Raw genomic sequence first — 22,071 nt, 5'->3', positions numbered from 1 at the left:
AGATGGGGCTGTCCGCGCGGTTTGCCACCGCCGGCAAGGCACAGGTGGCAAGACGCTGATTTCCGTCTCGCGACGATTCAGGACAATCTACGCCGTGAAAACGCCTCAGGCGGCGTCGGCGTCCTGATCGACCAGCGGCCGCAGGGACGGGTCCAGCGCCACGCGCTCGTCGAACACGAAGCAGCGCCCGTCATAGCCCTCGCCGCCCACGGCCTCGAAATAGCCCAGGATGCCGCCGTCCAGCTGCAGCACGTTGTCCATGCCGTCGTTGCGCATCCACAGCGCGGCCTTCTCACAGCGGATGCCGCCGGTGCAGAAGCTGACCACGGTACTGTCCCTGAGCGCTTCGCGGTGCGGGGCCAGGGCCTCGGGCAGGTCGGTGAACTTGGTGATCGGCAGCACCAGCGCGTCCTGGAAGGTGCCGTACGCGATCTCCTGGGTATTGCGGGTATCCAACATCACCACCGGCTTGCCCGCGTCATCGTGCCCTTGGCGCAGCCAACGCTGCACGGTGGCCGGGTCGATGGACGGCGCCCGCGGGTAGCCCAACGGCTGGCCGTCGTCGATGCGGAAACTGATGATCTCCGGCTTTACCTTGGCCTTGAGCCGGGCGAACGGCTGCATGCGGCTGTAGCTGGTCTTCACGCGCAGTCCTGCAAACCGCGCATCCGCGCGCAGGGCGGCGTAAAAGCCGTCGATCTGCGGCTCGGCGCCGGCGAGGAACAGGTTGATGCCCTCGCCCGCCACCAGGATCGTGCCGCGCAGCTGCGCGGCGGTGGCCCGCCCCAGCAGGGTCGCGCACAGCGCGTCCGGGTCGGCGACGGGGGTGAAGTGGTAGGCGGCGGTATTGGCGATCATCCCGCCATTTTAGCCGCTGGGCCGACGCTACGCCTTACCCGCGCGGGAATCAGCCCCGCAGCAGCACGAACGGCAGCAACACCAGTGCCGCCGCGACGGCCATTCCGATCAGCACCATGACCACGAACACCGGGCGGCGCCGGATCAGACTGCCGAAGGTCTCGGCGGTGCCCTCGCGCAAGGCGGCCTCACGCTCAGCACGGACGCGTTCGCCGCGCGCCTGCTGGTAGTCCCCCATCAAGGCCTTGGCCCGCGGGTGATCCTCGTTGTCACGGATCCAGATGCCACCGAAGGAGATTCCCCAGGGACTGGGCTCGGTGCGGTAATGGGCGATGCCCGCCTGGTCCAGCAGGGCGGTGACATCCTGGATTTCATCGTCCGCGACATTGCGCAGGTTGAGCAGCAGTTTCGACATGCGCCCATGATAGCGCCCGGCGATGCGCTACCCTTGCGTCCCCGTTTTTTGGATCCGGAGCCCGCCCATGCGCCGCCTGCCCCGTTACCTGCTCGCCCCCCTGATGCTGTCGCTGCTGGCCGCCTGCACCCCGCCCGGCCCGCCGCCCGGTGGCAGCATCGCGCAGTTCGAGACGATCGACACCCAGCCGGGCACCGGCGCCGAAGCCACGCCCGGCAGCAAGGTGACCGTGCACTACACCGGCTGGATCTACGACGAGCGCACCGCCGACAAGCACGGTGACAAGTTCGACAGCTCGGTGGACCGTGGCGAGCCCTTCAGCTTCGACCTCGGCCAGGGCCAGGTGATCAAGGGCTGGGACGAAGGCGTTGCCGGCATGAAGGTCGGCGGCAAGCGCACGCTGATGATTCCGGCCGAGTATGGCTACGGCGCCCGTCGCGCCGGCCCGATCGCGCCGAACTCCTCGCTGGTGTTCGATGTCGAACTTCTCGACGTCAAGCCACGTTGATCCCGCCTGCATGAGCATTGCCCTGACCACCCCACGCCGGGTCGCGATCATCGGCGGCGGCCCCGCCGGCCTGATGGCTGCTGAAACCGTGCGCGCTGCCGGCCACGCCGTCGATCTGTACGAGGCCAAGGGCTCGCCCGGCCGCAAATTCCTGATCGCCGGCAAAGGCGGCCTCAACCTTACCCACTCCGACGCGCCTGACGTGTTCGTCTCGCGTTACCGCGAGCGCGCGGCGGACGTGGCTGGCTGGCTGGCGGATTTCGATGCCGAAGCGCTGCGCGCCTGGGCACTTGGCTTTGGCGTGGAAACCTACGTAGGCAGTTCCGGCCGTGTGTTTCCCGTCGACCGCAAGGCCGCGCCGCTGCTGCGCGGCTGGGTGCGCCGACTGAAGGAACAGGGTGTGCGCTTCCACGTGCAGCATCGCTGGACCGGTTGGGACGAGGTGGGCGCGCTGCGTTTCGAGACGCCCGACGGCGAAACGACCGTGGCGGCAGACGCCGTGGTGTTCGCGCTCGGCGGCGGCAGCTGGCCGGAACTCGGCTCGGATGGCGCATGGGTTGCGCCAATGGCCGCGACGGGCATCGACATCGCCCCGCTGCAGCCGGCCAACTGTGGGTTCGACATCGGCTGGACCCCCTACTTCAGCGAACGCCAGGCCGGCGCCCCGCTCAAGCCGGTGGTGGCGCACTGGACCGACCTGACAGGCGAACCGCGCGCGCTGCAGGGCGAGTGCGTGATCACCGCGACCGGCATCGAAGGCAGCCTGATCTATGCCCTGTCAGCCGATCTGCGCGACCACCTGGCCCGCGACGGCCGGGTGGACCTGCAGCTGGACCTGCTGCCGGGCCAGACCGAAGCGCAGGTACTGGAAAAGCTGCAGAAGCCACGCCAGGGCCGCAGCTTCGGCGAGGTGCTGCGTCGCCAGCTGGGCCTGGCCGGGGTCAAATCCGCGCTGCTGTTCGAGGTGCTGGGCCGCGAGGCCGGGCAGCTGCCGCTGGAGCAGATCGCACACGCGCTGAAGCGCCTGCCGCTGGCCCTGCAACGACCGCGTCCGATCGATGAAGTGATCAGCACCGCGGGTGGCGTGCGCCTGGAAGCATTGGATGCGCATTTGATGCTGCGCGCACGCCCGGGCACGTTCTGTGCGGGCGAGATGCTGGACTGGGAAGCGCCGACCGGCGGTTACCTGCTCACCGCGTGCTACGCCAGCGGGCTGCGCGCCGGGCGTGGCGTGGTGGCGTGGCTGGCGCAGGCGTGAATCACGCGGTGCCGGCCACTGGCCGGCATCAGCGCGTGCGCTGCATCCGCACCGAGGCGAGCGCCACACCGCTGGGGTGCGGGTAGTTCTCCTCGCGCAGGGCCTCGAAGCCACAGCGGCGATAGAACGGCACCGCATTGAGCGAGGCCGAGAGCACCAACGGCCGCGCGGGGTCGGCCAGCGCCTCCATCGCCTGCATCAGGGTCAGCCCGATGCCGCGCCCACCGCACTCGGGATCGACGAACAACGCATCGATCTCGTTGCCGTCCAGATCGATGACGCCATAGCCCAACAGCGCTCCGGCGGCGTCTTCCGCGATCACGCAGCCACCGCCGGCGAGCAGCGCGCTATAGTGTTCCGGCGGCGGTGAGGCCGACCACGGGGCGATCACCTCCGGCGGATACGCCGCACTGCACAGTTCGCGGACGCAGCGCGTGCGCAGCACCCACAGCGCGTCCGCCTCGTCGGCCCGGCCACTGCGCAAACGCACGACGCGATCGTCGGTCATCGCGATTTGCTCGTGCGCAGCGCCTGGATGCGCGCCGGTGGCTGGAACGAGTCGCTGCGTGCGTCGGCCCAGTAGTCGTGGAAGACCGCGTGGTCGGGCACCTTGCGCAGCAGTTCACCAGGCGCCAGGTAGCGATACAGCGAGGCCAGCGACCGGATCTCCACCGGCGAGACGCGGCGCAGGATGTGCTCAGGACCCAGCTCGGAGGGATCGTTCAATCCCGCCGCGCACAGCAGGTCGCGCAACGCGCGCAGGGTGTTCTCGTGATAGCTGTGCACGCGCGTGGCCTTGTCGGCCGCATCCAGGTGGCGCCAGCGATTCGGGTTCTGGGTGGCGATCCCGGTCGGGCACTTGTCGCTGTGGCAGCTCAACGACTGGATGCAGCCCAGCGCGAACATGAAACCACGGCCGGCGTTGCACCAGTCCGCGCCCAGCGCGATGGTGCGCGCGATCTCGAACGCGCCGGTCACCTTGCCGGCCGCACCCACGCGGATGCGGTCGCGCAGGTCCAGCCCGACCAGGGTGTTGTGCACCAGCAGCAGGGCTTCGTGCATCGGCACGCCAACGTGATCGATGAACTCGGCCGGCGCCGCGCCGGTCCCGCCCTCGGCGCCGTCAACGACGATGAAGTCCGGCAGCAGTCCGGTTTCCTGCATCGCCTTGGCGATGCCGAACCATTCCCAGGGATGGCCAATGGCCAGCTTGAAGCCGACCGGCTTGCCGCCGGACAGCTCGCGCAGCCGCGCGACGAACTGCAGCAGCTCGACCGGGGTATTGAACGCGCTGTGCCTGGAGGGCGACACGCAATCCACGCCCATCGGCACGCCACGGGTGATCGAGATCTCCTCGCTGACCTTGGCCGCCGGCAGCACCCCGCCGTGACCGGGCTTGGCACCCTGCGAGAGCTTGATCTCGATCATCTTGACCTGATCGTGGTTGGCGTTGGCGACGAACTTCTCTTCGCTGAAACCGCCGGCATCGTCACGGCAACCGAAGTAGCCCGAGCCGATTTCCCAGACCAGGTCGCCACCCATCTCGCGGTGATAGGGCGAGATCGAGCCTTCGCCGGTGTCGTGGTAGAAACTGCCGCGGCGCGCGCCTTCGTTGAGCGCGCGGATCGCGTTGGCCGACAACGAGCCGAAGCTCATCGCGGAGATGTTGAACACGCTGGCCGAATACGGCTTGGCGCAGTTGGGCCCGATCTGGATGCGGAAATCGTGGTGGCCGATCTCGGTCGGCGCCAGCGAATGGTTGATCCATTCGTAGTCCACCGCATAGGTGCTGCGCAGCGTACCGAACGGGACCACGTCCATTTCATTCTTGGAGCGCTGGTAGATCAGTGCGCGCTGCTGGCGCGAGAACGGCACATCCTCCAGGTCGCTCTGCACGAAGTATTGGCGGATCTCCGGCCCGATCGATTCCAGCCCATAGCGGAAGTGCGCCATCACCGGATAGTTCCGCCGCAGCGTGCTGCGCTTCTGCAGCATGTCCCACGTGCCCAGCACCACCAGCAATGCCGTCACGCCCACGCCCCAGTACCAGGCGGGCCAGATCGTGGCCAGCCACACGCAGACCGGGAACAGCAGGATGGCGAGCAGGTACGCAAGATAGCGATGCATGGCTTTCCTCAATCAATAGCTGCCAACGAGTCTACAGGCGGTCGTCCACCACTTCCCGCGGCCATACGGATTTGACGTCGTACACCACGCCCCCCGGCTTCAGCAGTGCACGCACCTGCGCCGCCTCGTACGCGCGGAAACGATCATGCGCCACCGCCAGTACGACTGCGTCGTAACCGGCTGCATCCGGCGTGTCGACCCAGTGCACGCCGGCACCGGCCAGGGCAGCCGGGCCGACCCACGGGTCCTGCACGTCCACCCGCGCGCCACTGGCCTGCAGGCGCTGCGCCAGTTCCAGCGCGCGACTGTTGCGCAGGTCCGGGCAGTTCTCCTTGAAGGTGACGCCCAGCACCAGCACGCGTGCCTGCGCGACCGCGAGGCTGCGCGAGGCCAGCAGTGCGAGCACGCGCTGGGCGACGTGCTCACCGACCCGGTTGTTGACCTGGCGCGCGGTGTGGATCAGATCGGGGTGATACCCCACGCTTTCCGACTTGTGCAGCAGATAGTAGGGGTCAACGCCGATGCAGTGGCCACCGACCAGGCCCGGACGGAACGGCAGGAAATTCCACTTGCTGCCCGCCGCGTCCAGCACGTCCTGGGTATCGATGCCAAGCCGATCGAAGATCAGCGCCAACTCGTTGACCAGGGCGATGTTGACATCGCGCTGGATGTTCTCGATCACCTTCGCGGCTTCGGCCACGCGGATCGACGGTGCCGGCCAGGTGCCGGCGGTGATGATGTCTTTGTAGAGGGCGTCGACCACGGCAGCCACCTCCGGCGTCGAGCCGGAGGTGATCTTGCGGATGTCCGGCAACCGACGCTCGCGGTCGCCCGGATTGATCCGCTCCGGGCTGTAACCACAGTAGAAGTCGTCGTTGAAGCGCAGCCCCGACCCGGCCTCCAGCAGCGGTACGCAGACCTCCTCGGTGGTACCCGGATAGACGGTGGATTCGTAGATCACGACGTCGCCGCGCTTGAGCAGGCCGGCGATCAGGCTGCTGGCGCTGCGCAGCGGTCCCAGATCGGGCTGTTCGTGCACATCGATCGGGGTGGGGACGGTCACGATGTACACATTGCAGGCGGCCAGATCGGCGGGATCGGCGCTGTAACGCGCGTGGACCGCGGCGGCGAGCTCGCCAGCCTCAAGTTCCAGCGTGTGATCCACGCCACGCTGCAGTTCGGCGACCCGCGTCGCGTCGATGTCGTAGCCCACCGTGGGCTGCCGCCGGCCGAAGGTCACCGTCAACGGCAGCCCGACGTAGCCAAGCCCGATGACCCCGATGCGCGGAGCAGCCGCGGCGGAAATGGCCTGGCTCATCGCTGGGCTCCGCATCGCGGAACCGGGCCGGCCATCAGGCGGGGCGTCATCTGGGAATGGATCATGCGATACGGAGCCGGAATACAGGTGCTGCAAGCCTAACGCGGCAGACCCCGCCCCACAAAGAACAAAGCCGCCGCCCGCGGAGAGTACGGACGACGGCCAAAGGAATGATGGTCCAGCTGCGGTTACTACCCTTTCAGACAGCCTCCAAGGGCAAACCCCGCAAGACTGGTCACAGCTGGTACAAGGAGCATAGGCGGCGAGCCGTGATCATTGTGTTACGGCCAGCGTTGGTTTGCGTTACGAGCCCAACGTCACGGCCGCCGGTTCCAGCTCGCCCGAGACGCCGGTCCACGCCGCGAGCAGGCAGCCGAACCCCGCAAGTGTGTTCCCATCGTCCGGCAAGCGTACCTGGAACCCCTGCCAGGGCACATCGCTGATGCGTGCCAGCGCGTCGGCCTCGACCGCTGCCGACGCCATCGTCCAGCGGGGGAAATGGCGGGCGCCGATCGGGCCTCGCGCGAGTTCGCGCAGGTTGGCATGGATGCGCGCGTTGAACACGCGCTGGAACACGGAGTCGACGCCGTCCTCCGGGCCTTCGAAGTACTGCAGGAAACGCTGCCCATCAAACATCAGGACGCCGGTCACGCCGGCGACCTTGTTGAAGCTCATTGCTGCACGCAGGATCTGATCGATATCAGACGTTTCGATTCCATCGACGGCGTCGCTGACATAAGCGACCGCGTGCAGCGGCATGAAGGACTTCCGGAATGAACTGAAGCTGACTATGCCACGAAGTATTCGCACTGGGTAGACACGCGATATGCATCGGATGCCGCTTGGAAATCCGCCCCGGCGCCGGGCTCACTCCGGCGCCTGGACCTCGTAGCCGCGTCCACGCAGCAGTTCCAGATACCCCCCGGGAGCAACCAGTGACGTCACCGGCACGGTCGCGAACGTCACTGCGTTCTTCTGCAGGGCGCCGCTGGCCAGGTCCAGCCATTTGCGTTGCGCCTGCGCGTCCACATCGGCCATCCCGCGGCGCCGCCCGAAGTCGCTGTTGGCCACCGCATCCACGCAGGCCAGGTACTGCCCTTTCACCGCCAGCCGCTGGAGCGCCTCCACGTCGCCCACCGACCAGGCATTGGCGCGCTCGGCCAGCAGCGGCAGCCCGTGTTCCACTACATCCAACGTACGACGGAAACATTCCACATCCTGCAGCGCGGTCCCGCGTACTTCCTTCAGCGCCTGCCGCGGGTCGGCGATCTTGATCGTGACCTGTGTCGAGACCGGCTTGAGGCCATGCGCCCTGCTGGCTTTTTCGACGACCTTGGACACCGGCGAGGACCGCCCGAGGCCGACGTCCTTGAGGGCGGCGGCGTACAACTGGGTGGCGGCCACCAGTGGCCGGTCTTTTTCGATGCCGTTGTCGCGCCCGATGTGCCGCTGTTTGAGTGCTTCCCAGCGTGCATAGAGATCGGCGGGCAGCACCTCGCGCAGCGTGCGGCCCTCCGGATCGCGGGCGGCCTTCATCGCCGAGGGCACCAGGGTCAGCCCCCGGAAGAAACCGACATCGGCATCCAGCGTCCAGCCGGGCGAGCCCAACACCTGCTGCGCGCTGGCGATCACCGCCTGTACCTCGTCGGCGCGCCATTGCAGTTTCGCCGGCAGCGGGGAGACCGTGCCGAGAATCCACAACGTGTGGCCCTGGCCGTTGCGGACCTGCCACATGCCCGGCCCCGGCTGTACACCGGACACCACGACCGGGGCGAGGTCGATCACCTCACCGGCCGGCGGCGCCTGCGCCGGCAACGGGTCCTGGCCGTTCACCTGGGCCGCGCCACCCACCAGCAGCGCGATCCCCAACGCCAGTGCCTTCCCTGCACGTACTGCATCGACCATGTCGCCTGTCCTGGATGAGGTGGAGCGCAGCGTACGGCGGCGCGTGACCGGCTGCGTGAAGTTTGCGTTGCGCCGCGCGGTCGGGACAATGAGCGAGGGCAGCCGGTTGGCTGCCCTCGCGTCGGATCACCGCGTCTTCGTGCGCCGGACCGTGGCCCGATCAGAACTCACGCCAGTCGCCCTCGATGCTCACGGTCGAGCGCGATGACAACGGGGTCACGTTGCCACCCGCAGGCCGAGGACGGGCAGCGGCATGCGGCGCCAGCGACGACGTCGGTGCCACCGTGCGTGGCAACACCGCCGCCTGCGGGTGGCCGCCGCTCTGCGCCGCCAGCCGGAAGCGCGCCACCGCGCCGGACAGCGCGACCGCCTGCTCTTCCATCGATCTGGCCGCCGTAGTGGCCTCTTCCACCAGAGCCGCATTCTGCTGCGTGGTTTCATCCAGCTGCACCACGGTCTGGCTGACCTGTTCGATGCCGGCGGACTGCTCCTGCGACGCAGCCGAGATCTCGGCCATGATGTCGGTGACCTTCTGCACCGAGGTGACGATCTCGGTCATGGTGACCCCCGCCTTGTCGACCAGCCCCGCACCGACGGCCACCTTGTCCACCGAGTCTTCGATCAGCCCTTTGATCTCCTTGGCCGCCGCGGCCGAGCGTTGCGCCAGCGTGCGCACCTCGCTGGCCACCACCGCAAAGCCCCTGCCCTGCTCACCGGCGCGGGCCGCTTCGACTGCCGCGTTCAAGGCCAGGATGTTGGTCTGGAAAGCGATGCCGTCGATGACGGTGATGATGTCGGCGATCTTCTTCGAAGAGGCCTCGATCCCGCGCATGGTGGAGACCACCTCCTGCACCACCTGGCCACCTTCGGAGGCCACCGCTCCGGCGCCGATCGCCAGCTGGTTGGCCTGCCGCGCGTGCTCGGCGTTCTGCCGCACGGTGGAGGTCAACTCCTCCATCGAAGCCGCGGTTTCCTCCAGGTTGGCCGCCTGCTGTTCGGTGCGGCGCGACAGATCACTGTTGCCGCTGGCAATCTCCACCGCCGCCGTATTGATGCTGCCGGCCGCGAACTGGATGCTGCCGATGATGCCGGTCAGCTGCCCGACGGTACTGTTGGCGTCATCCCGCATCCGCGCGAACACCCCCTGGAACTGGCCATCCATGCGGACCGTCAGGTCACCGGAGGCGATTGCCTTGAGCAATGCCGACAGCTGCCGGAGGTTGTCGTCGCTGACGTGCATCATCGTGTTCAAGCGCTCGATCATCACCTTGAACTGATGCTCGAAGGCATCGGCGTCGCCACGTTGGCTGAAGTCGCCCGCCGCGGCCGCCGAGGCAAGGCGGTGGATCTGACCATTGATCGCGGCGAGGTTCTGCTTGGTGGTGGCCATCGCCTCGGTAAAGCGCGCCTTGTCGCCCGGCAATGCCTCCAGGTCGTCGGCCAGATCACCCACGGCATAGTTGCGCACCACGTCGATGATCTTCTGCGTCAACGCGATGCTGCTGCCGACCAGTGCGTTGGTCCCGCTGGCAATGCGCCCGAAATCACCGGGGAAACGTCCTGCGTCGATGCGATGGTCCAGTTCGCCCAGGTCATGCCGGTGGGCCATCTCCTGCTGCGCGGTGGAGAATGCGCGCAACTGCCTGCTCATGTCCTCCATGCTCGCCAGCAACTGCCCGGTCTCGTCCCGGCTGCGTGCGCCCACCACGGTGTCGAAGCGGCCTTCGGCGATCGAGCGCGAGACCTCCATCGCCCGACGCAGCGGACCGACCAGGCTGCGGGTGATCCACCAGGCCATCACGCTGCCCGCCAACAACGCCAGGGCAGCAAAGGCCACCAGCAGGGTGCGCGATGCCTGGATGGCGTCATTGATGGCGGCCGCACCTTCCGCGTTGCGTCGTTCCTGCAGCTCCACCGCGGACTCGATCGAGGCCGCGCGCGCGGCCATCAATGGGCCGGCCTCGCCGTACAGCAGGGCGGTGGCCGCCTCGTCCTCGCCGGCACCGGCGTGCTCGATGATGCGGTTGTGCAGCGCGACCGCCGCCTCCTGCGCCGCCTTGATGGCCTGCTTGGCCTGCATCCCTTCGGCGTTGTGGGGGATGGCATCCAGCGCGGTACGCGCCTTGGCGTAGTCCTCGCGCACGGTCTGGATGCGCGCGAGGATCGCCGGTGTGTGCTGCTCGCCCTCCAGGATCAGGTCACGCAGGTTGGTTTCATTCTGGAAATTGCTACGGCGCATCGAGGAGAGCAACTGCACCTTGCGGTTGTTGGTTTCCATCTCCAGCACGCGCTTCCCGATTCCGGCCGCCTGGTACAAGGCCAGCGACGAGGAAAGGATCAACAGCATCAACAGCATGCCGAAGCCCAACGCCAGCTTGTTGCCCACCTTCAGATTTCTTACGTAGTCCATTGCATTGCGTCCGCTATATCGTCACGAGTGACATCGGAACCCAATTGCGGCTGCACGATTGATAGCTTGAGTCAATGATCAAGCGTGGCGGGAGGCCGTTTCCGTGATCGAATTCCGCAGCAGCGCCTTAATCGCGGACGACTTTTCGCGCGGCACGCCAAAGATCCGGCAGCGACGCCGGGCGACACCTTTTTGCTGCGCAGCAACACGCGGCGACGTCGGCGAGCCGGCGTCAATCGCCCGGCACCGTGATGTCCGTCAGGACAGGCTTGTGAGACAACTTCCTCAGATAAATCTCAGTTCTGTGACCGACTTCAGAAATTCGCCGGGGCCATCAGGGCACCGCGGAAGGCGTTCCCCTCTCATGCGGACACACGCACGCAGCGCAGTACCCGGCGCCTGTGCACAGGGCCGCGGCGACCGCGAACGATCGAAGGAACGAAGGAACGAAGGAACGAAGGAACGAAGATGAGGAGCGACACTGCAAGGTCTCGACCCGCGCTCGCGGGGAGATACACCCTTACAGCGTGGTGCCCGGGGCCGGAATCGAACCGGCATGGGGTTGCCCCCGGCGGATTTTAAGTCCGATGCGTCTACCAGTTTCGCCACCCGGGCTACGGCGCGCATAGGGTGCCTGATCGCACCGGTTTTTGGAATGCGTGCGCCGATACCGCGCCGCTCAGATCGCCCGGGAATACCGCACCGGCTGATCCGGCTGCGCCAGGTAGCGGTCGAAACACATCGCCAGCAGCCGCAGCAACGGACGCCCACGTTCACTGGCGCGCACCACCCCCTGCGCATAGTCGGCCAGGCCGTCCGCCTTCAGTGCGGCCAGCGCGCGCAGGCCATCGGCGAAATACGTCTCGAAGTCCACTCCATGCCGTGCCGCCAGGGCGGCGCCGTCCACTTCGCCGTGGCACATCAGCTGCCCGATCAAGTCGGCGCGCAGCACATCGTCCTCGTCCAGCTGCAGACCCCGCCAGACCGGCAGGCGCCCTGCATCGACCGCTGCTTCCCAGGCCGGCAGTTCGCGCGGGTTCTGGCTGTAGGTGTCGCCGATGTGACTGATCGCACTCGCGCCGAGTCCGACCAGATCGGTATCGGCGTGCGTGGTGTAGCCCATGAAGTTGCGGTGCAGCTGGCCCGCGCGTTGTGCACGCGACAGGTCCTCTTCGGGCAGCGCGAAATGGTCCATGCCGATGTACTGATATCCTGCGTCGGAGAGCCGCTGCACGGCCAGGCCGAGCAGCGCGAGTTTCTGTTCGGGGCTGGGCAGGTCCGCATCGGCGATCTGGCGCTGCGCGCGGAACAGATGCGGCAGGTGGGCGTAGCCATAGACCGCCAGTCGATCCGGGCGCTCACGCAACACGGTTTCCAGGGTCTGCGCGAAGCCGGCCAGCGTCTGCCTGGGCAGGCCATAGATGAGATCGACATTGACCGACCGCAGCCCGTACTCGCGGCACGCGCGCAGGATGTCCAAGGTGGCCTCCACGCCCTGCTCGCGGTTGATCGCCTTCTGTACGTCCGGATCGAAGTCCTGCACACCCAGGCTGGCGCGGTTGAAACCGAGCTCGGCCAGCACCGCGATGCCATCGCGGCTGACGAAACGCGGGTCCAGCTCGATCGAGAAGTCGCGGGCGGCGGCCGAGCTGAAGGTGAAGCGCTGGCGCAGCCCATCGATCAACTCGCGCATCTGCGCCGGTGCGAGGAAGTTTGGCGTGCCACCGCCGAGATGCAGCTGGATCACTTCGCGCGCCGGATCGAACTGCGGCGCCACCAGGTCCGCCTCGCTGAGGACCCGGGCGACGTAGCCGATGCCCTTGCCGTGGTCGCGGGTGATGACGCGGTTGCAGCCGCAGTAGAAACACGGACTGCTGCAGTAGGGCACGTGCACGTACAGAGACAGCGGCGGGCCGAGCCGGTTGCTGCCCGCGATGGCCTCGCGCAGGGCAAGCTCACCATAGCCGTCATGGAAATGCGGCGCGGTGGGATAGGAGGTGTAGCGCGGGCCGAGCCGATCGTGGCGACGCAGCAGCTCGGGGTCGAAGTGCCAGGCAAGGCCGGCGGCGGCAGGCGAGAAGGTATCCATGCCGCCAGCTTGCGCGTGCGCGGGTACGCGCGCATTGCGTCAGATCAATTCAGCCCAGACGGCCAGCCATCGGCAGGCTGGGCCAGCGCAGCATCTGGAAGCGGCGCCAGAAGGTATCGGCGATCCGCTCGGCCACATCGTCGGCAAGCCGTTGCATCGGCGGATTGCCGCATTCGGCGGTGGTCTGCCGGAAGAGCGCCAGCCAACGGTCGAACAGATCGCGGTCGAGCTCGTCCATGGCCATGTGCTTGGGCATCGGCGCCCCCTTGAAGCGGCGCGTACCGCGCAGCATCGCCGACCAGAAATCGACCAGCTGGGCCAGGTGCGCATCCCAGTCGTGGATCCGCGCCGTGAACACCGGGCCCAGGCGCGGCTCCTCGCGCACGCGCGCGTAGAAGTCATGCACCAGGCGGGTGACCTCCTCTTCGCTGCACAGGTCCAATGCAGGGAGGGGCAGTGCGTTGTCGGTGGGATCGGCCATGGACATCCTCGGGCGGCAACGCCCAGCATCGGCGGCAGCGCTTGTCGCTGCCTTGATCAGAATCAATGAAGGCCGTGGCGAAGCCTTCTAGTCTGGGCGCTCGACAGGAAGCACGCAGCCGCGATCCCGGCCCCCGGTCGGCGCGAAGTATAGCCGTGCCCTGCCCCCTCCTCCTGACCGTGGCCGCAATGAACGACCTGCACGACCCGCCCGACGGCAGCCGCCGACGGCTGATCCAGCAATGGGGCGCCATCCTGTGGCCCAGCTTCGTCGCGGCCGGCCTGGCCAGCGGGGTGTTCTTCGCGTTCGTCGACCCGCTGCGCCTGCGCGACATCAGCTTCCCGCAACACGAGATCAGCCGCGAGCTGGGCTACACGCTGGGGTTCTTCATGTTCTGGGGGGTGACCGCCGCCGCCAGCACGATCACCTGGTACCTGCTGCGGCCGATCCCCAGCGACGACGATGATCTGCCGCTGGGGTGACCATGACAGACCGCCTCGCCCTGCATCTTGTCAATACCTCGCCCGCCCCCCCTGCCCCGGCGCGACGCGCGCCACTGCGCTGGCGGCCGCTGCTGTCCGCGCTGCTGCTGGCCGGTTTCCATGCCCTGCCCTGGCTGCGCTGGGACGGGCAGCAGGCAGTGTTGTTCGACCTGACCGCGCGCCGTTTCGATCTGTTCGGCTGGACGCTCTGGCCGCAGGACGTGGGCATCCTGCTCGGCCTTGCCGCGGTGCTGGCCACCTCCCTGGCGCTGCTGACCAACCTCACCGGTCGCGTGTGGTGCGGCTACGGCTGCCCGCAGACACTGTGGAGCCGGTTGTTCCGCTGGATCGAACAGGGCAGCACGCGCTGGCTGCCGACCCCTGGCGTGGCGCGCACGGTCAAACACGTGCTATGGCTGCTGGTGGCCGCGTGGACCGGGATCACCTTCGTGGGCTTCTTCAGTCCGATCCATGGCCTGGTCGGCACCTCCTGGCCACCGGCCTGGAGTGGCTGGGAAACGTTCTGGATCGTGTTCTACGCAGCGGCCACCTGGGGCAATGCCGGCTTCCTGCGCGAGCATGTCTGTCGCGAGCTGTGCCCGTATGCCCGCATCCACGGCGTGTTCTGCGACAGCGACACCCCGCGCATGCACTACGACGCGCGCCGCGGCGAACCACGTGGACCGCGCATGGCCGGACTGGGCGGCGTCCACGCCCGCGGCCGCGGCCTGCTCGACCCCACCAGCGCCAGCGACTACGCGTTCCGTGCCGCGCATGAGGAGATCGCCGGCCCGATGCCGCACTTCAGCGCCGATCGGCTCGGTGATTGCCTGGACTGCGGGGCCTGCGTCAGCGCTTGCCCGATGGCGCTGGACGTGCGCGCCGGGCCGCACGCCGATTGCATCGGCTGTGGCGACTGCCAGGCCGCCTGCGATGCGCAGATGCGCGCCTGGCAGTTCCCGGGCGGGTTGATCCGCCATGCCAGCCCTGCGGCCATGCAGCAGCACGCGTCGCGTTGGTTCCGCCCGCGCACGCTCGCCGCGGCCGGCACGTTGCTGGCACTGCTCGGCATCGGTCTTCATCACCTGTGATCGCAGCGCGCCTGCGGATTCCCCCGCGCCGATTCCCGGTCCCCCGACCCGGTTTCAGCGTGCGCGCGGTCGCGCGCTGCGTGGCGGCACCAACTGGGCCCGCCGCACGATCCCCAACTGTTCGATGATCAACGCCAGCTCATTGGTGACGCGGGTTCGCGCAGTGCCCTGCGCCGGTGGGACCAGACGCTCGAGCACGCGCTGGTAGGTGGACCAGAATTCCGGGCCGCAGCCATGTTTCACGTAGCTGGCTTCCAGCTCGGTTCGCACTCCGTCAGCCAAGTCATGTTCGCCGTATTCCATACGACCTCCGTGGGACTTGCTTGCTTCAGGGACGACAAAACCCCCTCAGGGGCGGATTCACTTCGGGTTCACCTAAAATTTGCACGGTCATCGCATTAAGTCAATTAACCAAAGGGCAAACGCGACGACGATGATGAATCGTTCATATTAGGCCACTACCCGCCTCCGCATCATGCGGGCGCCATATTGACAGCAATATGTCAGCGCGATTCTGCAGATAATCCGCGACGGATTGGCCCAGCCCCGGCAAAACCGGCCAGCGCGGCATTCACCCAGCCGGCGGCCGCGTCTCATGCTGCCCGGCATGCTCGGGCAGATGCGGCGCGACGAACTGAAGCAGGCGCTCCATCGCACCTCCCGCCGGTGGAGTACCCGCAGGACGGTCGGCGAAGGCTTCCCAGTCGCCGGCCGAGAGCGCCTCGATCAAGGTGGGCTCCACGCCCAGCCAGCGCATGCTCCAGTAGGGGAAAAAACGTTGCGGTACACGTGCATGGCCAAGCTTGCGGATGGCCCGGTGGCTGCGCGCCTGCAGCACGCGCTCATGCACGGCCGACACCCCATCGTCGGGGCCCTCGAAGTACTGCACGAAACGGCTGCCATCGCAGAGCAGCACACCGGTCACCCCGGCCAGGCTGTTGAAGCGGATGGCATCCTCGACAAGCGCGTCGAGATGCTCCGCGGACAGCGGGCCCGCAACGTCGCTGACATACGCGATCGCGCATAAGGGCATGGGTAAACTCCGAGGATCTTCAAAGCACTATGCTGGCACTTTCAGGTACCTAAATAAAGCTGCTGGCTGAAGCATTCAGACGTCGGAATAAACGAAAGGTTTTCGCCGTAACACTTTCGTCGATCCGGCGTCCGCCTCGGTACCAGGCCGACTTACCGGCCCGGCGCAATCGCACTCCGCACCGCCTCACTGAAGGCATCGAGCAGGAACGGCTTGGCGATCATCGCCATGCCGTTGTCGAGGAATGCCGAACGCTCCTGCGCTTTCTCCGCGTAGCCGGTCATGAACAGCACCGGCAGGCACGGCCGCGATTGCCGCGCGATTTCCGCCAGCTGCCGTCCGTTGAGGCCGGGCAACCCGACATCGGTGATCAGCAGGTCGATTTTCTTCGACGAGCCCAGGATCGGGATCGCGCCATCGGCATCCCCGACCACTTCGGCGGTATAGCCGAGATCCTCGAGCACCACCGTCACCAGCATCCGCACCTGCTCGTCGTCTTCCACCACCAGGATCGACTGCCCGGCGCCAAGCGAGACCGCCTGCGCGTTCGGCGCGACGGCGTCCTCGGCGGCGTCGTGCACCACCGGCATGAACAACGAGACGGTGGTGCCCTGCCCCGGCGTGGAATCCACGGTGATGTGACCGCCCGACTGCTGCATGAAGCCATAGATCATCGACATGCCCAGGCCGGTGCCCTTGCCGATCGGTTTGGTGGTGAAGAACGGCTCGAAGATCCGCTCGACCACCTCCGGCGGCATGCCGGTGCCCGAATCGGAGACCGCCACCACGGCGTACTCGCCGCCCGGGATGGTCGGAAGCGTTCCGTCGGCAACGTGGACATGCGACGTGCGCAGCCGCAACTCGCCGCCGTCGGGCATGGCATCGCGTGCATTGATGGCCAGGTTGAGCAGTGCGCTTTCGAACTGGTTGCTGTCCAGGTTCGCGTGCAGCGGCATATCGCTGGTCACCATCTGGATGCGGATCGATTCCCCCAGGGTACTGCGCAGCAGGTGCTGGACCGAACCGACCAGCTCATTGAGCTCCACTGTCTTCGAGTCCAGCGATTGTCGGCGCGAGAATGCCAGCAGCCGCTGGGTCAACGCGGCCGCACGCTGGCTGGAGGCGGCTGCCGCATCCAGGAAGCGTTCCAACCCCTCCATGCGCCCCATTTCCAGGCGCATGCGCATGATGTCGAGCGAGGACAGGATGCCGGTCAGCATGTTGTTGAAGTCATGCGCGATGCCGCCGGTGAGCTGGCCGATCGCATCCATCTTCTGCGACTGCCGCAATGCGGCCTCGCTGGCCTCGCGCGCGGCCATCTGGCGTTCCAGCTCGGCGGTGCGCTCGGCCACCATCGCCTCCAGGTCCAGCGCGTGCTGCTGGCTGCTCTCAAGCGCCAGCTTGGAGGCGGTGACATCGGTGACGAAGACGTGGAACCCGTCCGGCGCTCCCTCCGCATCGAAGCGCGGCGAGTAACGGATTTCGCTGTCGCGCCGGCGGCCATCACTGAACGGCCAGTTGGCTTCGAACACGACGTGCTCGCCGGACAACGCGCGTTCTATCAAAGGACGGCGACTGGTCCAGACCTCCTGCCCGAATACCTCCGGCACGCGCTTGTCGATCACCTCCGACACCGGTCGCTCGAACCAGGTTTCATAGGCCTTGTTCGCGAAACGGTAGTGCAGGTCACGGTCGATGAAGGCGATCAGCACCGGCATCGCATCGGCCACCAGGCGCAACTCGGCCTCGCTGCGCTCCAGCGCGGCGCGCCCATCGGCCAGCGCCCGCATCTGGTCTCGGACCAGGAACTGTTTGTCGCGTGCGCGCAGCGCACTGCGCACCGAGCTCAGCAGCGAGCTGCTGCCCAGCGGCCGGTCCAGTTCGATGAGGTTGATCGCCAGCTGCAGCCCGGCATCCGCCAACGGACGCTTCTGCGAGCGTGGCGAACGCAGCAGGATGAACGGAATGTCCGACCACGACGGTTGACGGGACAGCGGCTCCAGCAACGCGGCGGTACCCTTCGCGACGGCTTCTTCGGTGACCACCACCGCGCCGACGTCGTCATCAAGCGCCTCGGCCAGATGCGCCAGGCCCTCCTGGATGGTGGTCCGCAGTCCGGCAGTAGTGAGCACCGCCGCGATGCTCTGCGCATCACGCCCGAAGGGTGCCACGATGTGCACCACCCCTGGCGCGGCGTCACTCTGCACGCGTATGGCCGAGCAGATGCGCCGTATTGCCCACGAACTCCGGTGTGCCGGTCAGGATGCCCTTGAACTCATTGAGCGGCGCGCTGAGCGAGATGCCCTTGCCGTCGATGTTCAACTCGCGGATCGTGTTCTCGTGCGCACCACCGCGGTTCTTGATCACCGAGATCGCCTTGCGGATCCGCCCCTGCGATTCGAAAAAGCGGAACAGCACGACCGAGTCGGCGATATAGGAAACGTTGAGATTGCCCGTGGACATGGTGCCGACCAGCCCGTGTTGCGGATTGATCAGGATGGTCGCCACGCCCTTCTGGTTGAGATAGGAAAGCATCTCGTGCAACTGGAGCATCAGCTGCTTTTCCTGCGGCATGGCGGTGACGTAGCCGTTGAGGCTGTCGATCACCAGCAGGCGGCAGTGGCGCTCCTCGACCGCACGCTGCATGTTCCAGGCGAACTCACCCGGAGAGATCTCGGCCGGATCCACCTGCTGGATCTCCAGCAGACCCGAGGCCAGATGCTTGCTGAGATCGATGTCCAGCGACTCGGCGCGCGCCAGCAGGGTGCCGATGCGCTCATCGAACTCGAAGATGCAGCAGTGCTCCCCGCGTTCGCAGGCCGCCCACACGTACTGCAGCGCCACGTTGGTCTTGCCGCTGCCGGCCGGGCCGGTCAGCAGCGTGCTGGTACCCCGCAGCGGTCCGCCACCGAGCAGACTGTCGATCTCACCCACCCCACTGCTGATCGGCGTGCCGTTGAACTTGGCGTGGTGGTCCGACGCGATCAAGCGCGGGAAGACCTCCAGGCCGCCTTCGCGGATGGTCATGTCGTGGTAGCCGGCCGTGAAGTTCACGCCGCGCAGTTTCTGCACATGCACGCGGCGCCGCGCCGGACCAAAATCCAGCGTCAGGCGTTCCAGCGACACCACGCCATGGCAGAGACTGTGCAGCTGGCCATCGCGCTCCTCGCCGGAAGCGGTCATGTCATCGACCAGCACCACCGTCGCGCTCTTGGGCGCGAAGAACTGCTTGAGCGACAGGATCTGCCGGCGGTAGCGCAGCGGATCCTGCGAGAGCAATCGCAGTTCGGATAGCGAATCGAACACCACCCGGTGCGGCTTGATGCGCTCGACCTCGCCCAAGATCAGCTTGACCGCCTCATCCAGCTCGACCTCCCAGGAATGCAGCACCGACTGCAGGCGGCCATCGCCCAGCGCCTCTTCGGCCGAGGCCAGCTCGAACAGCTCAAGGCCGTCCAGCGACCAGCCGTGGGCATGCGCGACCTCGCGCAGCTCATCGGCCGTCTCGGAGAGCGTGATGTACAGGCAGCGCTCGCCCTTGCTCAGTCCGTGCAGCAGGAACTGCAGGGACAGCGTGGTTTTGCCCGATCCGGGCGGTCCCTCGAGCAGATACAGCCGCCCCTGCGGGAAGCCCCCGCCCAGGATGCTGTCGAGGCCTTCGATACCCGTCGCTACGCGTGCTTTTTGTGTCTGCATAAGGCTGCCAATATGGACGAGCGCAGCATACGGAGCGCCTTGTGTAGGCCCCGTCGGCTCAGCCCCGCCAACCTGAATACAGCCCGAAACGCACAAAGCCCGCTTACGCGGGCTCTGGGCTACTTTCTATTTGGAGGCCTGGGTCGGAATTGAACCGGCGTACGCGGATTTGCAGTCCGCTGCATGACCACTCTGCCACCAGGCCGGTGACCCTACGATCATCAAGGGCGTAATGCATGCCCCGATAGAACAAGACCCCGAGAACGGGGCCTGGTCAGGATTTGGAGCGGGAAACGAGACTCGAACTCGCGACCTCAACCTTGGCAAGGTTGCGCTCTACCAACTGAGCTATTCCCGCAAAATCAAGCGTGTATGTTACCGAAACCACTCGAAACACACCAGCTTTTTCACACTTTTTTTCACATCCCGGCCGATGCCCTTGACCGGATGCCCGCGTGCCACCGCGGAGAAAAACAAGGCCCCAAGGGGGCCCTGTCGAAATCTGGAGCGGGAAACGAGACTCGAACTCGCGACCTCAACCTTGGCAAGGTTGCGCTCTACCAACTGAGCTATTCCCGCAGACTTTCGCTTGCCCCGACGGCACCGCACCCTTGGGCGCTGGAGGCTGTCGGCCCCTCGACCTGCGTCGAAGGAGCGCTATTCTGTCGGAATTCCTTCACGTCGTCAACATCCTTTTCGTCCCGTCCGGCCGCCCCTCTCGCCTGACGGAAGCACCCGGTCGGTCGGCTTGTCCTTCGTCGGCGGAGGGAGGCACGACATTGCCTATCCGCGATGGCGACCCGGTTGAAACCAGAGGTAGTGCAGTGCTGCCCTGAAGGCGTCTGGCTGCATGCCATATATGTGACTTGCCTAACAATTTCACACTGCCAGGATTCGCATTCTCTCAGGCGAGTCCCCCTTTTCTGTTGCCCCTCACCGTCAAGGAAAAAGGCGCATGCACACCCCAGCCAGCAGCCCATCGCCCCCCGGCAACGTCCACCCGCCATTACCCGACTTCCTCCAGTCGCGCGTGGACGGGCACAGCATCGGCCGCGTCCAGCAGCGCTGGTCAGGCCAGCACCTGTTGCGCGGCCAGATACCCGGCAACGACGCGCTGCTGCTGTCGAGCAATGACTATCTGTGCCTGGCCAGGGAGGATGCACTGATCCAGGCGCAAGCGCGGGCGCTGTTGCAGTCGCACCACCAACTGCTGATGTCGGCGGTGTTCCTGCAGGGCGACAATCCAACCGCGCGATTGGAACGGCGCCTGGCACAGTTCGTTGGCGCGCAGGACAGCATCCTGTGCCAGTCCGGCTGGGCTGCCAACGTAGGGCTGCTGCAGGCCATCGCCAGCCCCAGCGTTCCGGTGTATCTCGACATCCATGCGCACATGTCGTTATGGCAGGGCGCGCAGGCCGCCCAAGCGCGCGCGATCCCTTTTGCGCACAACGATGTCAGGCACGCCGAACGGCAGATTCTCAAGCATGGGCGCGGGGTGATCGCGGTGGACGCGGTCTACAGCACTAATGGCAGCTTGTGTCCGCTACCCGATTTCGCCGACCTCGCCCACCGCTGTGACTGCATCCTGGTGGTGGACGAATCGCATTCGATGGGTACCCACGGGCCTCGAGGCGCCGGCCTGGTGGCCCAACACCAGCTGTACTCCAAGGTGCACTTCCAGACTGTCAGCCTGGCCAAGGCATTCGCAGGGCGTGCCGGCCTCATCACCTGCCCCACCGCATTCAAGGACTACTTCGCAATGGAGTCGTTCCCGGCCATCTTCAGTTCCAGCCTGCTCGACCATGAGTTGGCCTGGTTCGGGCAAGCCGCGGATTTCCTGCAGCACGCCCAGCAGCGCCGCCACCGCCTTGCCCACATCAGCGGCCAGGTGCGTGCCGCGCTGACCGAGCTCGGCTATGCCGTGGGGAGCGGCAGCGAACAGATCATCGCCCTGGAACCCGGCCTTGAATCACTGACGCTGAAACTGCGCGACGCCCTGCAGTCGCGGGGGATTTTTGGCTCGGTGTTCTGTGCGCCGGCGACCGCACTGAACCGCTCGTTGATGCGACTGTCGATGAACGCCGGGTTGAGTGACCTGGATCTGGAACGATTGATCGATACCTGCGCGGCAATCCGCGACGAGGTGAAGCTGGCACAGTGGCGGCAACCGCTGCGAAAAGCCGGGCGCCAGGCGGCGTGAGCCATGCGCTCATCGCGTCGATGAGCGTTCAAGGCGCGCTCCAAAGAAAAAGCGACCCGAAGGTCGCTTTTTCTTTGCCCCGCTGCGATGACGCTACCGCGGATGCCTTGTCTGGAGCGGGAAACGAGACTCGAACTCGCGACCTCAACCTTGGCAAGGTTGCGCTCTACCAACTGAGCTATTCCCGCTTGGGAGGCGAA

The 22,071-nt window shown here is 66.5% G+C and carries 19 protein-coding genes and 5 tRNA genes; 5 read left to right on the top strand and 19 right to left on the bottom strand.

Annotated elements, in window-relative coordinates:
* Positions 1 to 105: 105 nt before the first annotated feature.
* Positions 106 to 858 carry a sulfurtransferase gene (locus AC07WC_RS10245; RefSeq protein ID WP_495209896.1) on the bottom strand — a complete coding sequence of 251 codons (753 nt, stop codon included), beginning with the start codon at positions 856 to 858 and terminating at the stop codon, positions 106 to 108.
* A gap of 49 nt (positions 859 to 907) precedes the next feature.
* The gene (locus AC07WC_RS10240; RefSeq protein WP_495209895.1) at positions 908 to 1,273 is read right to left on the bottom strand and encodes a DUF6164 family protein; all 366 of its coding nucleotides are present in this window, start codon (positions 1,271 to 1,273) and stop codon (positions 908 to 910) included.
* A 67-nt stretch (positions 1,274 to 1,340) separates the two neighbouring features.
* Here AC07WC_RS10240 and AC07WC_RS10235 point away from each other — a divergent pair, with 67 nt between their 5' ends.
* Entirely contained in the window at positions 1,341 to 1,781 is a 441-nt protein-coding gene (locus AC07WC_RS10235; protein ID WP_495209894.1) for an FKBP-type peptidyl-prolyl cis-trans isomerase, read from the top strand.
* 10 nt (positions 1,782 to 1,791) lie between these two features.
* Complete coding sequence (locus AC07WC_RS10230; RefSeq protein ID WP_495209893.1) at positions 1,792 to 3,039, top strand: TIGR03862 family flavoprotein; 1,248 nt, start codon at positions 1,792 to 1,794, stop codon at positions 3,037 to 3,039.
* Between the two features lie 28 nt (positions 3,040 to 3,067).
* On the opposite strand, the gene AC07WC_RS10225 is transcribed toward AC07WC_RS10230, so the two are convergent.
* From AC07WC_RS10225 to AC07WC_RS10185, 9 genes are all read right to left on the bottom strand, one after another.
* Positions 3,068 to 3,529 (bottom strand): GNAT family N-acetyltransferase, encoded by a 462-nt coding sequence (locus tag AC07WC_RS10225; protein ID WP_495209947.1) that lies wholly within the window; start codon positions 3,527 to 3,529, stop codon positions 3,068 to 3,070.
* Between the two features lie 14 nt (positions 3,530 to 3,543).
* Positions 3,544 to 5,166 (bottom strand): FMN-binding glutamate synthase family protein, encoded by a 1,623-nt coding sequence (locus AC07WC_RS10220; protein WP_495209892.1) that lies wholly within the window; start codon positions 5,164 to 5,166, stop codon positions 3,544 to 3,546.
* Between the two features lie 31 nt (positions 5,167 to 5,197).
* Complete coding sequence (locus AC07WC_RS10215) at positions 5,198 to 6,484, bottom strand: nucleotide sugar dehydrogenase (protein WP_495209891.1); 1,287 nt, start codon at positions 6,482 to 6,484, stop codon at positions 5,198 to 5,200.
* A 303-nt stretch (positions 6,485 to 6,787) separates the two neighbouring features.
* Positions 6,788 to 7,243 carry a BLUF domain-containing protein gene (locus tag AC07WC_RS10210; protein WP_495209890.1) on the bottom strand — a complete coding sequence of 152 codons (456 nt, stop codon included), beginning with the start codon at positions 7,241 to 7,243 and terminating at the stop codon, positions 6,788 to 6,790.
* Positions 7,244 to 7,351: 108 nt separating this feature from the next.
* On the bottom strand, positions 7,352 to 8,389 hold the full coding sequence (locus AC07WC_RS10205) for a TraB/GumN family protein (protein WP_495209889.1): 1,038 nt from the start codon (positions 8,387 to 8,389) through the stop codon (positions 7,352 to 7,354).
* Positions 8,390 to 8,549: 160 nt separating this feature from the next.
* Positions 8,550 to 10,799: a methyl-accepting chemotaxis protein gene (locus AC07WC_RS10200; protein WP_495209888.1), complete on the bottom strand. Its 2,250-nt coding sequence runs from the start codon at positions 10,797 to 10,799 to the stop codon at positions 8,550 to 8,552.
* 528 nt (positions 10,800 to 11,327) lie between these two features.
* Positions 11,328 to 11,414, bottom strand: a tRNA-Leu gene (locus tag AC07WC_RS10195).
* Between the two features lie 64 nt (positions 11,415 to 11,478).
* The gene (gene hemN, locus AC07WC_RS10190; RefSeq protein ID WP_495209887.1) at positions 11,479 to 12,888 is read right to left on the bottom strand and encodes an oxygen-independent coproporphyrinogen III oxidase; all 1,410 of its coding nucleotides are present in this window, start codon (positions 12,886 to 12,888) and stop codon (positions 11,479 to 11,481) included.
* Between the two features lie 49 nt (positions 12,889 to 12,937).
* The gene (locus AC07WC_RS10185; protein WP_495209886.1) at positions 12,938 to 13,375 is read right to left on the bottom strand and encodes a group III truncated hemoglobin; all 438 of its coding nucleotides are present in this window, start codon (positions 13,373 to 13,375) and stop codon (positions 12,938 to 12,940) included.
* A gap of 182 nt (positions 13,376 to 13,557) precedes the next feature.
* Here AC07WC_RS10185 and AC07WC_RS10180 point away from each other — a divergent pair, with 182 nt between their 5' ends.
* Positions 13,558 to 13,851 carry a hypothetical protein gene (locus AC07WC_RS10180; protein WP_495209885.1) on the top strand — a complete coding sequence of 98 codons (294 nt, stop codon included), beginning with the start codon at positions 13,558 to 13,560 and terminating at the stop codon, positions 13,849 to 13,851.
* Positions 13,852 to 13,853: 2 nt separating this feature from the next.
* Complete coding sequence (locus AC07WC_RS10175; protein WP_495209884.1) at positions 13,854 to 14,942, top strand: 4Fe-4S dicluster domain-containing protein; 1,089 nt, start codon at positions 13,854 to 13,856, stop codon at positions 14,940 to 14,942.
* A 54-nt stretch (positions 14,943 to 14,996) separates the two neighbouring features.
* Here AC07WC_RS10175 and AC07WC_RS10170 read toward each other — a convergent pair whose 3' ends face one another.
* The 7 genes from AC07WC_RS10170 to AC07WC_RS10140 all read right to left on the bottom strand — a co-directional run bounded on the left by AC07WC_RS10170 (position 14,997) and on the right by AC07WC_RS10140 (position 20,250).
* Positions 14,997 to 15,245, bottom strand: coding sequence for a hypothetical protein (locus AC07WC_RS10170; RefSeq protein WP_019183363.1), 249 nt, complete (start codon positions 15,243 to 15,245; stop codon positions 14,997 to 14,999).
* Between the two features lie 268 nt (positions 15,246 to 15,513).
* Entirely contained in the window at positions 15,514 to 15,975 is a 462-nt protein-coding gene (locus AC07WC_RS10165) for a BLUF domain-containing protein (RefSeq protein ID WP_495209883.1), read from the bottom strand.
* A 152-nt stretch (positions 15,976 to 16,127) separates the two neighbouring features.
* Complete coding sequence (locus AC07WC_RS10160; protein ID WP_495209882.1) at positions 16,128 to 18,182, bottom strand: ATP-binding protein; 2,055 nt, start codon at positions 18,180 to 18,182, stop codon at positions 16,128 to 16,130.
* On the bottom strand, positions 18,172 to 19,683 hold the full coding sequence (locus AC07WC_RS10155) for a DUF7125 family protein (protein ID WP_495209946.1): 1,512 nt from the start codon (positions 19,681 to 19,683) through the stop codon (positions 18,172 to 18,174). Before AC07WC_RS10155 ends, AC07WC_RS10160 begins: the two co-directional genes overlap by 11 nt.
* A gap of 119 nt (positions 19,684 to 19,802) precedes the next feature.
* A tRNA-Cys gene (locus AC07WC_RS10150) sits at positions 19,803 to 19,876 on the bottom strand.
* A gap of 77 nt (positions 19,877 to 19,953) precedes the next feature.
* Positions 19,954 to 20,029 (bottom strand) — tRNA-Gly (locus AC07WC_RS10145).
* 145 nt (positions 20,030 to 20,174) lie between these two features.
* Positions 20,175 to 20,250, bottom strand: a tRNA-Gly gene (locus tag AC07WC_RS10140).
* A gap of 376 nt (positions 20,251 to 20,626) precedes the next feature.
* Between AC07WC_RS10140 and cqsA the strand changes: the two genes are divergently transcribed.
* On the top strand, positions 20,627 to 21,871 hold the full coding sequence (gene cqsA, locus AC07WC_RS10135; protein WP_495209881.1) for an alpha-hydroxyketone-type quorum-sensing autoinducer synthase: 1,245 nt from the start codon (positions 20,627 to 20,629) through the stop codon (positions 21,869 to 21,871).
* 112 nt (positions 21,872 to 21,983) lie between these two features.
* Here cqsA and AC07WC_RS10130 read toward each other — a convergent pair.
* Positions 21,984 to 22,059 (bottom strand) — tRNA-Gly (locus AC07WC_RS10130).
* Between the last annotated feature and the right edge of the window lie 12 nt (positions 22,060 to 22,071).

The organism is Stenotrophomonas sp. GW821-FHT01H02A (assembly GCF_059422145.1).
This window is presented reverse-complemented; position numbering and strand designations above follow the sequence as displayed.

Coding starts and splice junctions, on each gene's coding strand:
- AC07WC_RS10165 (WP_495209883.1), bottom strand. CDS start 15,975: ATGCCCTTATGCGCGATCGCGTATGTCAGCGACGTTGCGGGCCCGCTG.
- AC07WC_RS10220 (WP_495209892.1), bottom strand. CDS start 5,166: ATGCATCGCTATCTTGCGTACCTGCTCGCCATCCTGCTGTTCCCGGTC.
- AC07WC_RS10245 (WP_495209896.1), bottom strand. CDS start 858: ATGATCGCCAATACCGCCGCCTACCACTTCACCCCCGTCGCCGACCCG.
- AC07WC_RS10180 (WP_495209885.1), top strand. CDS start 13,558: ATGAACGACCTGCACGACCCGCCCGACGGCAGCCGCCGACGGCTGATC.
- AC07WC_RS10240 (WP_495209895.1), bottom strand. CDS start 1,273: ATGTCGAAACTGCTGCTCAACCTGCGCAATGTCGCGGACGATGAAATC.
- AC07WC_RS10230 (WP_495209893.1), top strand. CDS start 1,792: ATGAGCATTGCCCTGACCACCCCACGCCGGGTCGCGATCATCGGCGGC.
- cqsA (WP_495209881.1), top strand. CDS start 20,627: ATGCACACCCCAGCCAGCAGCCCATCGCCCCCCGGCAACGTCCACCCG.
- AC07WC_RS10170 (WP_019183363.1), bottom strand. CDS start 15,245: ATGGAATACGGCGAACATGACTTGGCTGACGGAGTGCGAACCGAGCTG.
- AC07WC_RS10175 (WP_495209884.1), top strand. CDS start 13,854: ATGACAGACCGCCTCGCCCTGCATCTTGTCAATACCTCGCCCGCCCCC.
- AC07WC_RS10205 (WP_495209889.1), bottom strand. CDS start 8,389: ATGGTCGATGCAGTACGTGCAGGGAAGGCACTGGCGTTGGGGATCGCG.
- AC07WC_RS10215 (WP_495209891.1), bottom strand. CDS start 6,484: ATGAGCCAGGCCATTTCCGCCGCGGCTGCTCCGCGCATCGGGGTCATC.
- AC07WC_RS10235 (WP_495209894.1), top strand. CDS start 1,341: ATGCGCCGCCTGCCCCGTTACCTGCTCGCCCCCCTGATGCTGTCGCTG.
- AC07WC_RS10185 (WP_495209886.1), bottom strand. CDS start 13,375: ATGTCCATGGCCGATCCCACCGACAACGCACTGCCCCTCCCTGCATTG.
- hemN (WP_495209887.1), bottom strand. CDS start 12,888: ATGGATACCTTCTCGCCTGCCGCCGCCGGCCTTGCCTGGCACTTCGAC.
- AC07WC_RS10200 (WP_495209888.1), bottom strand. CDS start 10,799: ATGGACTACGTAAGAAATCTGAAGGTGGGCAACAAGCTGGCGTTGGGC.
- AC07WC_RS10210 (WP_495209890.1), bottom strand. CDS start 7,243: ATGCCGCTGCACGCGGTCGCTTATGTCAGCGACGCCGTCGATGGAATC.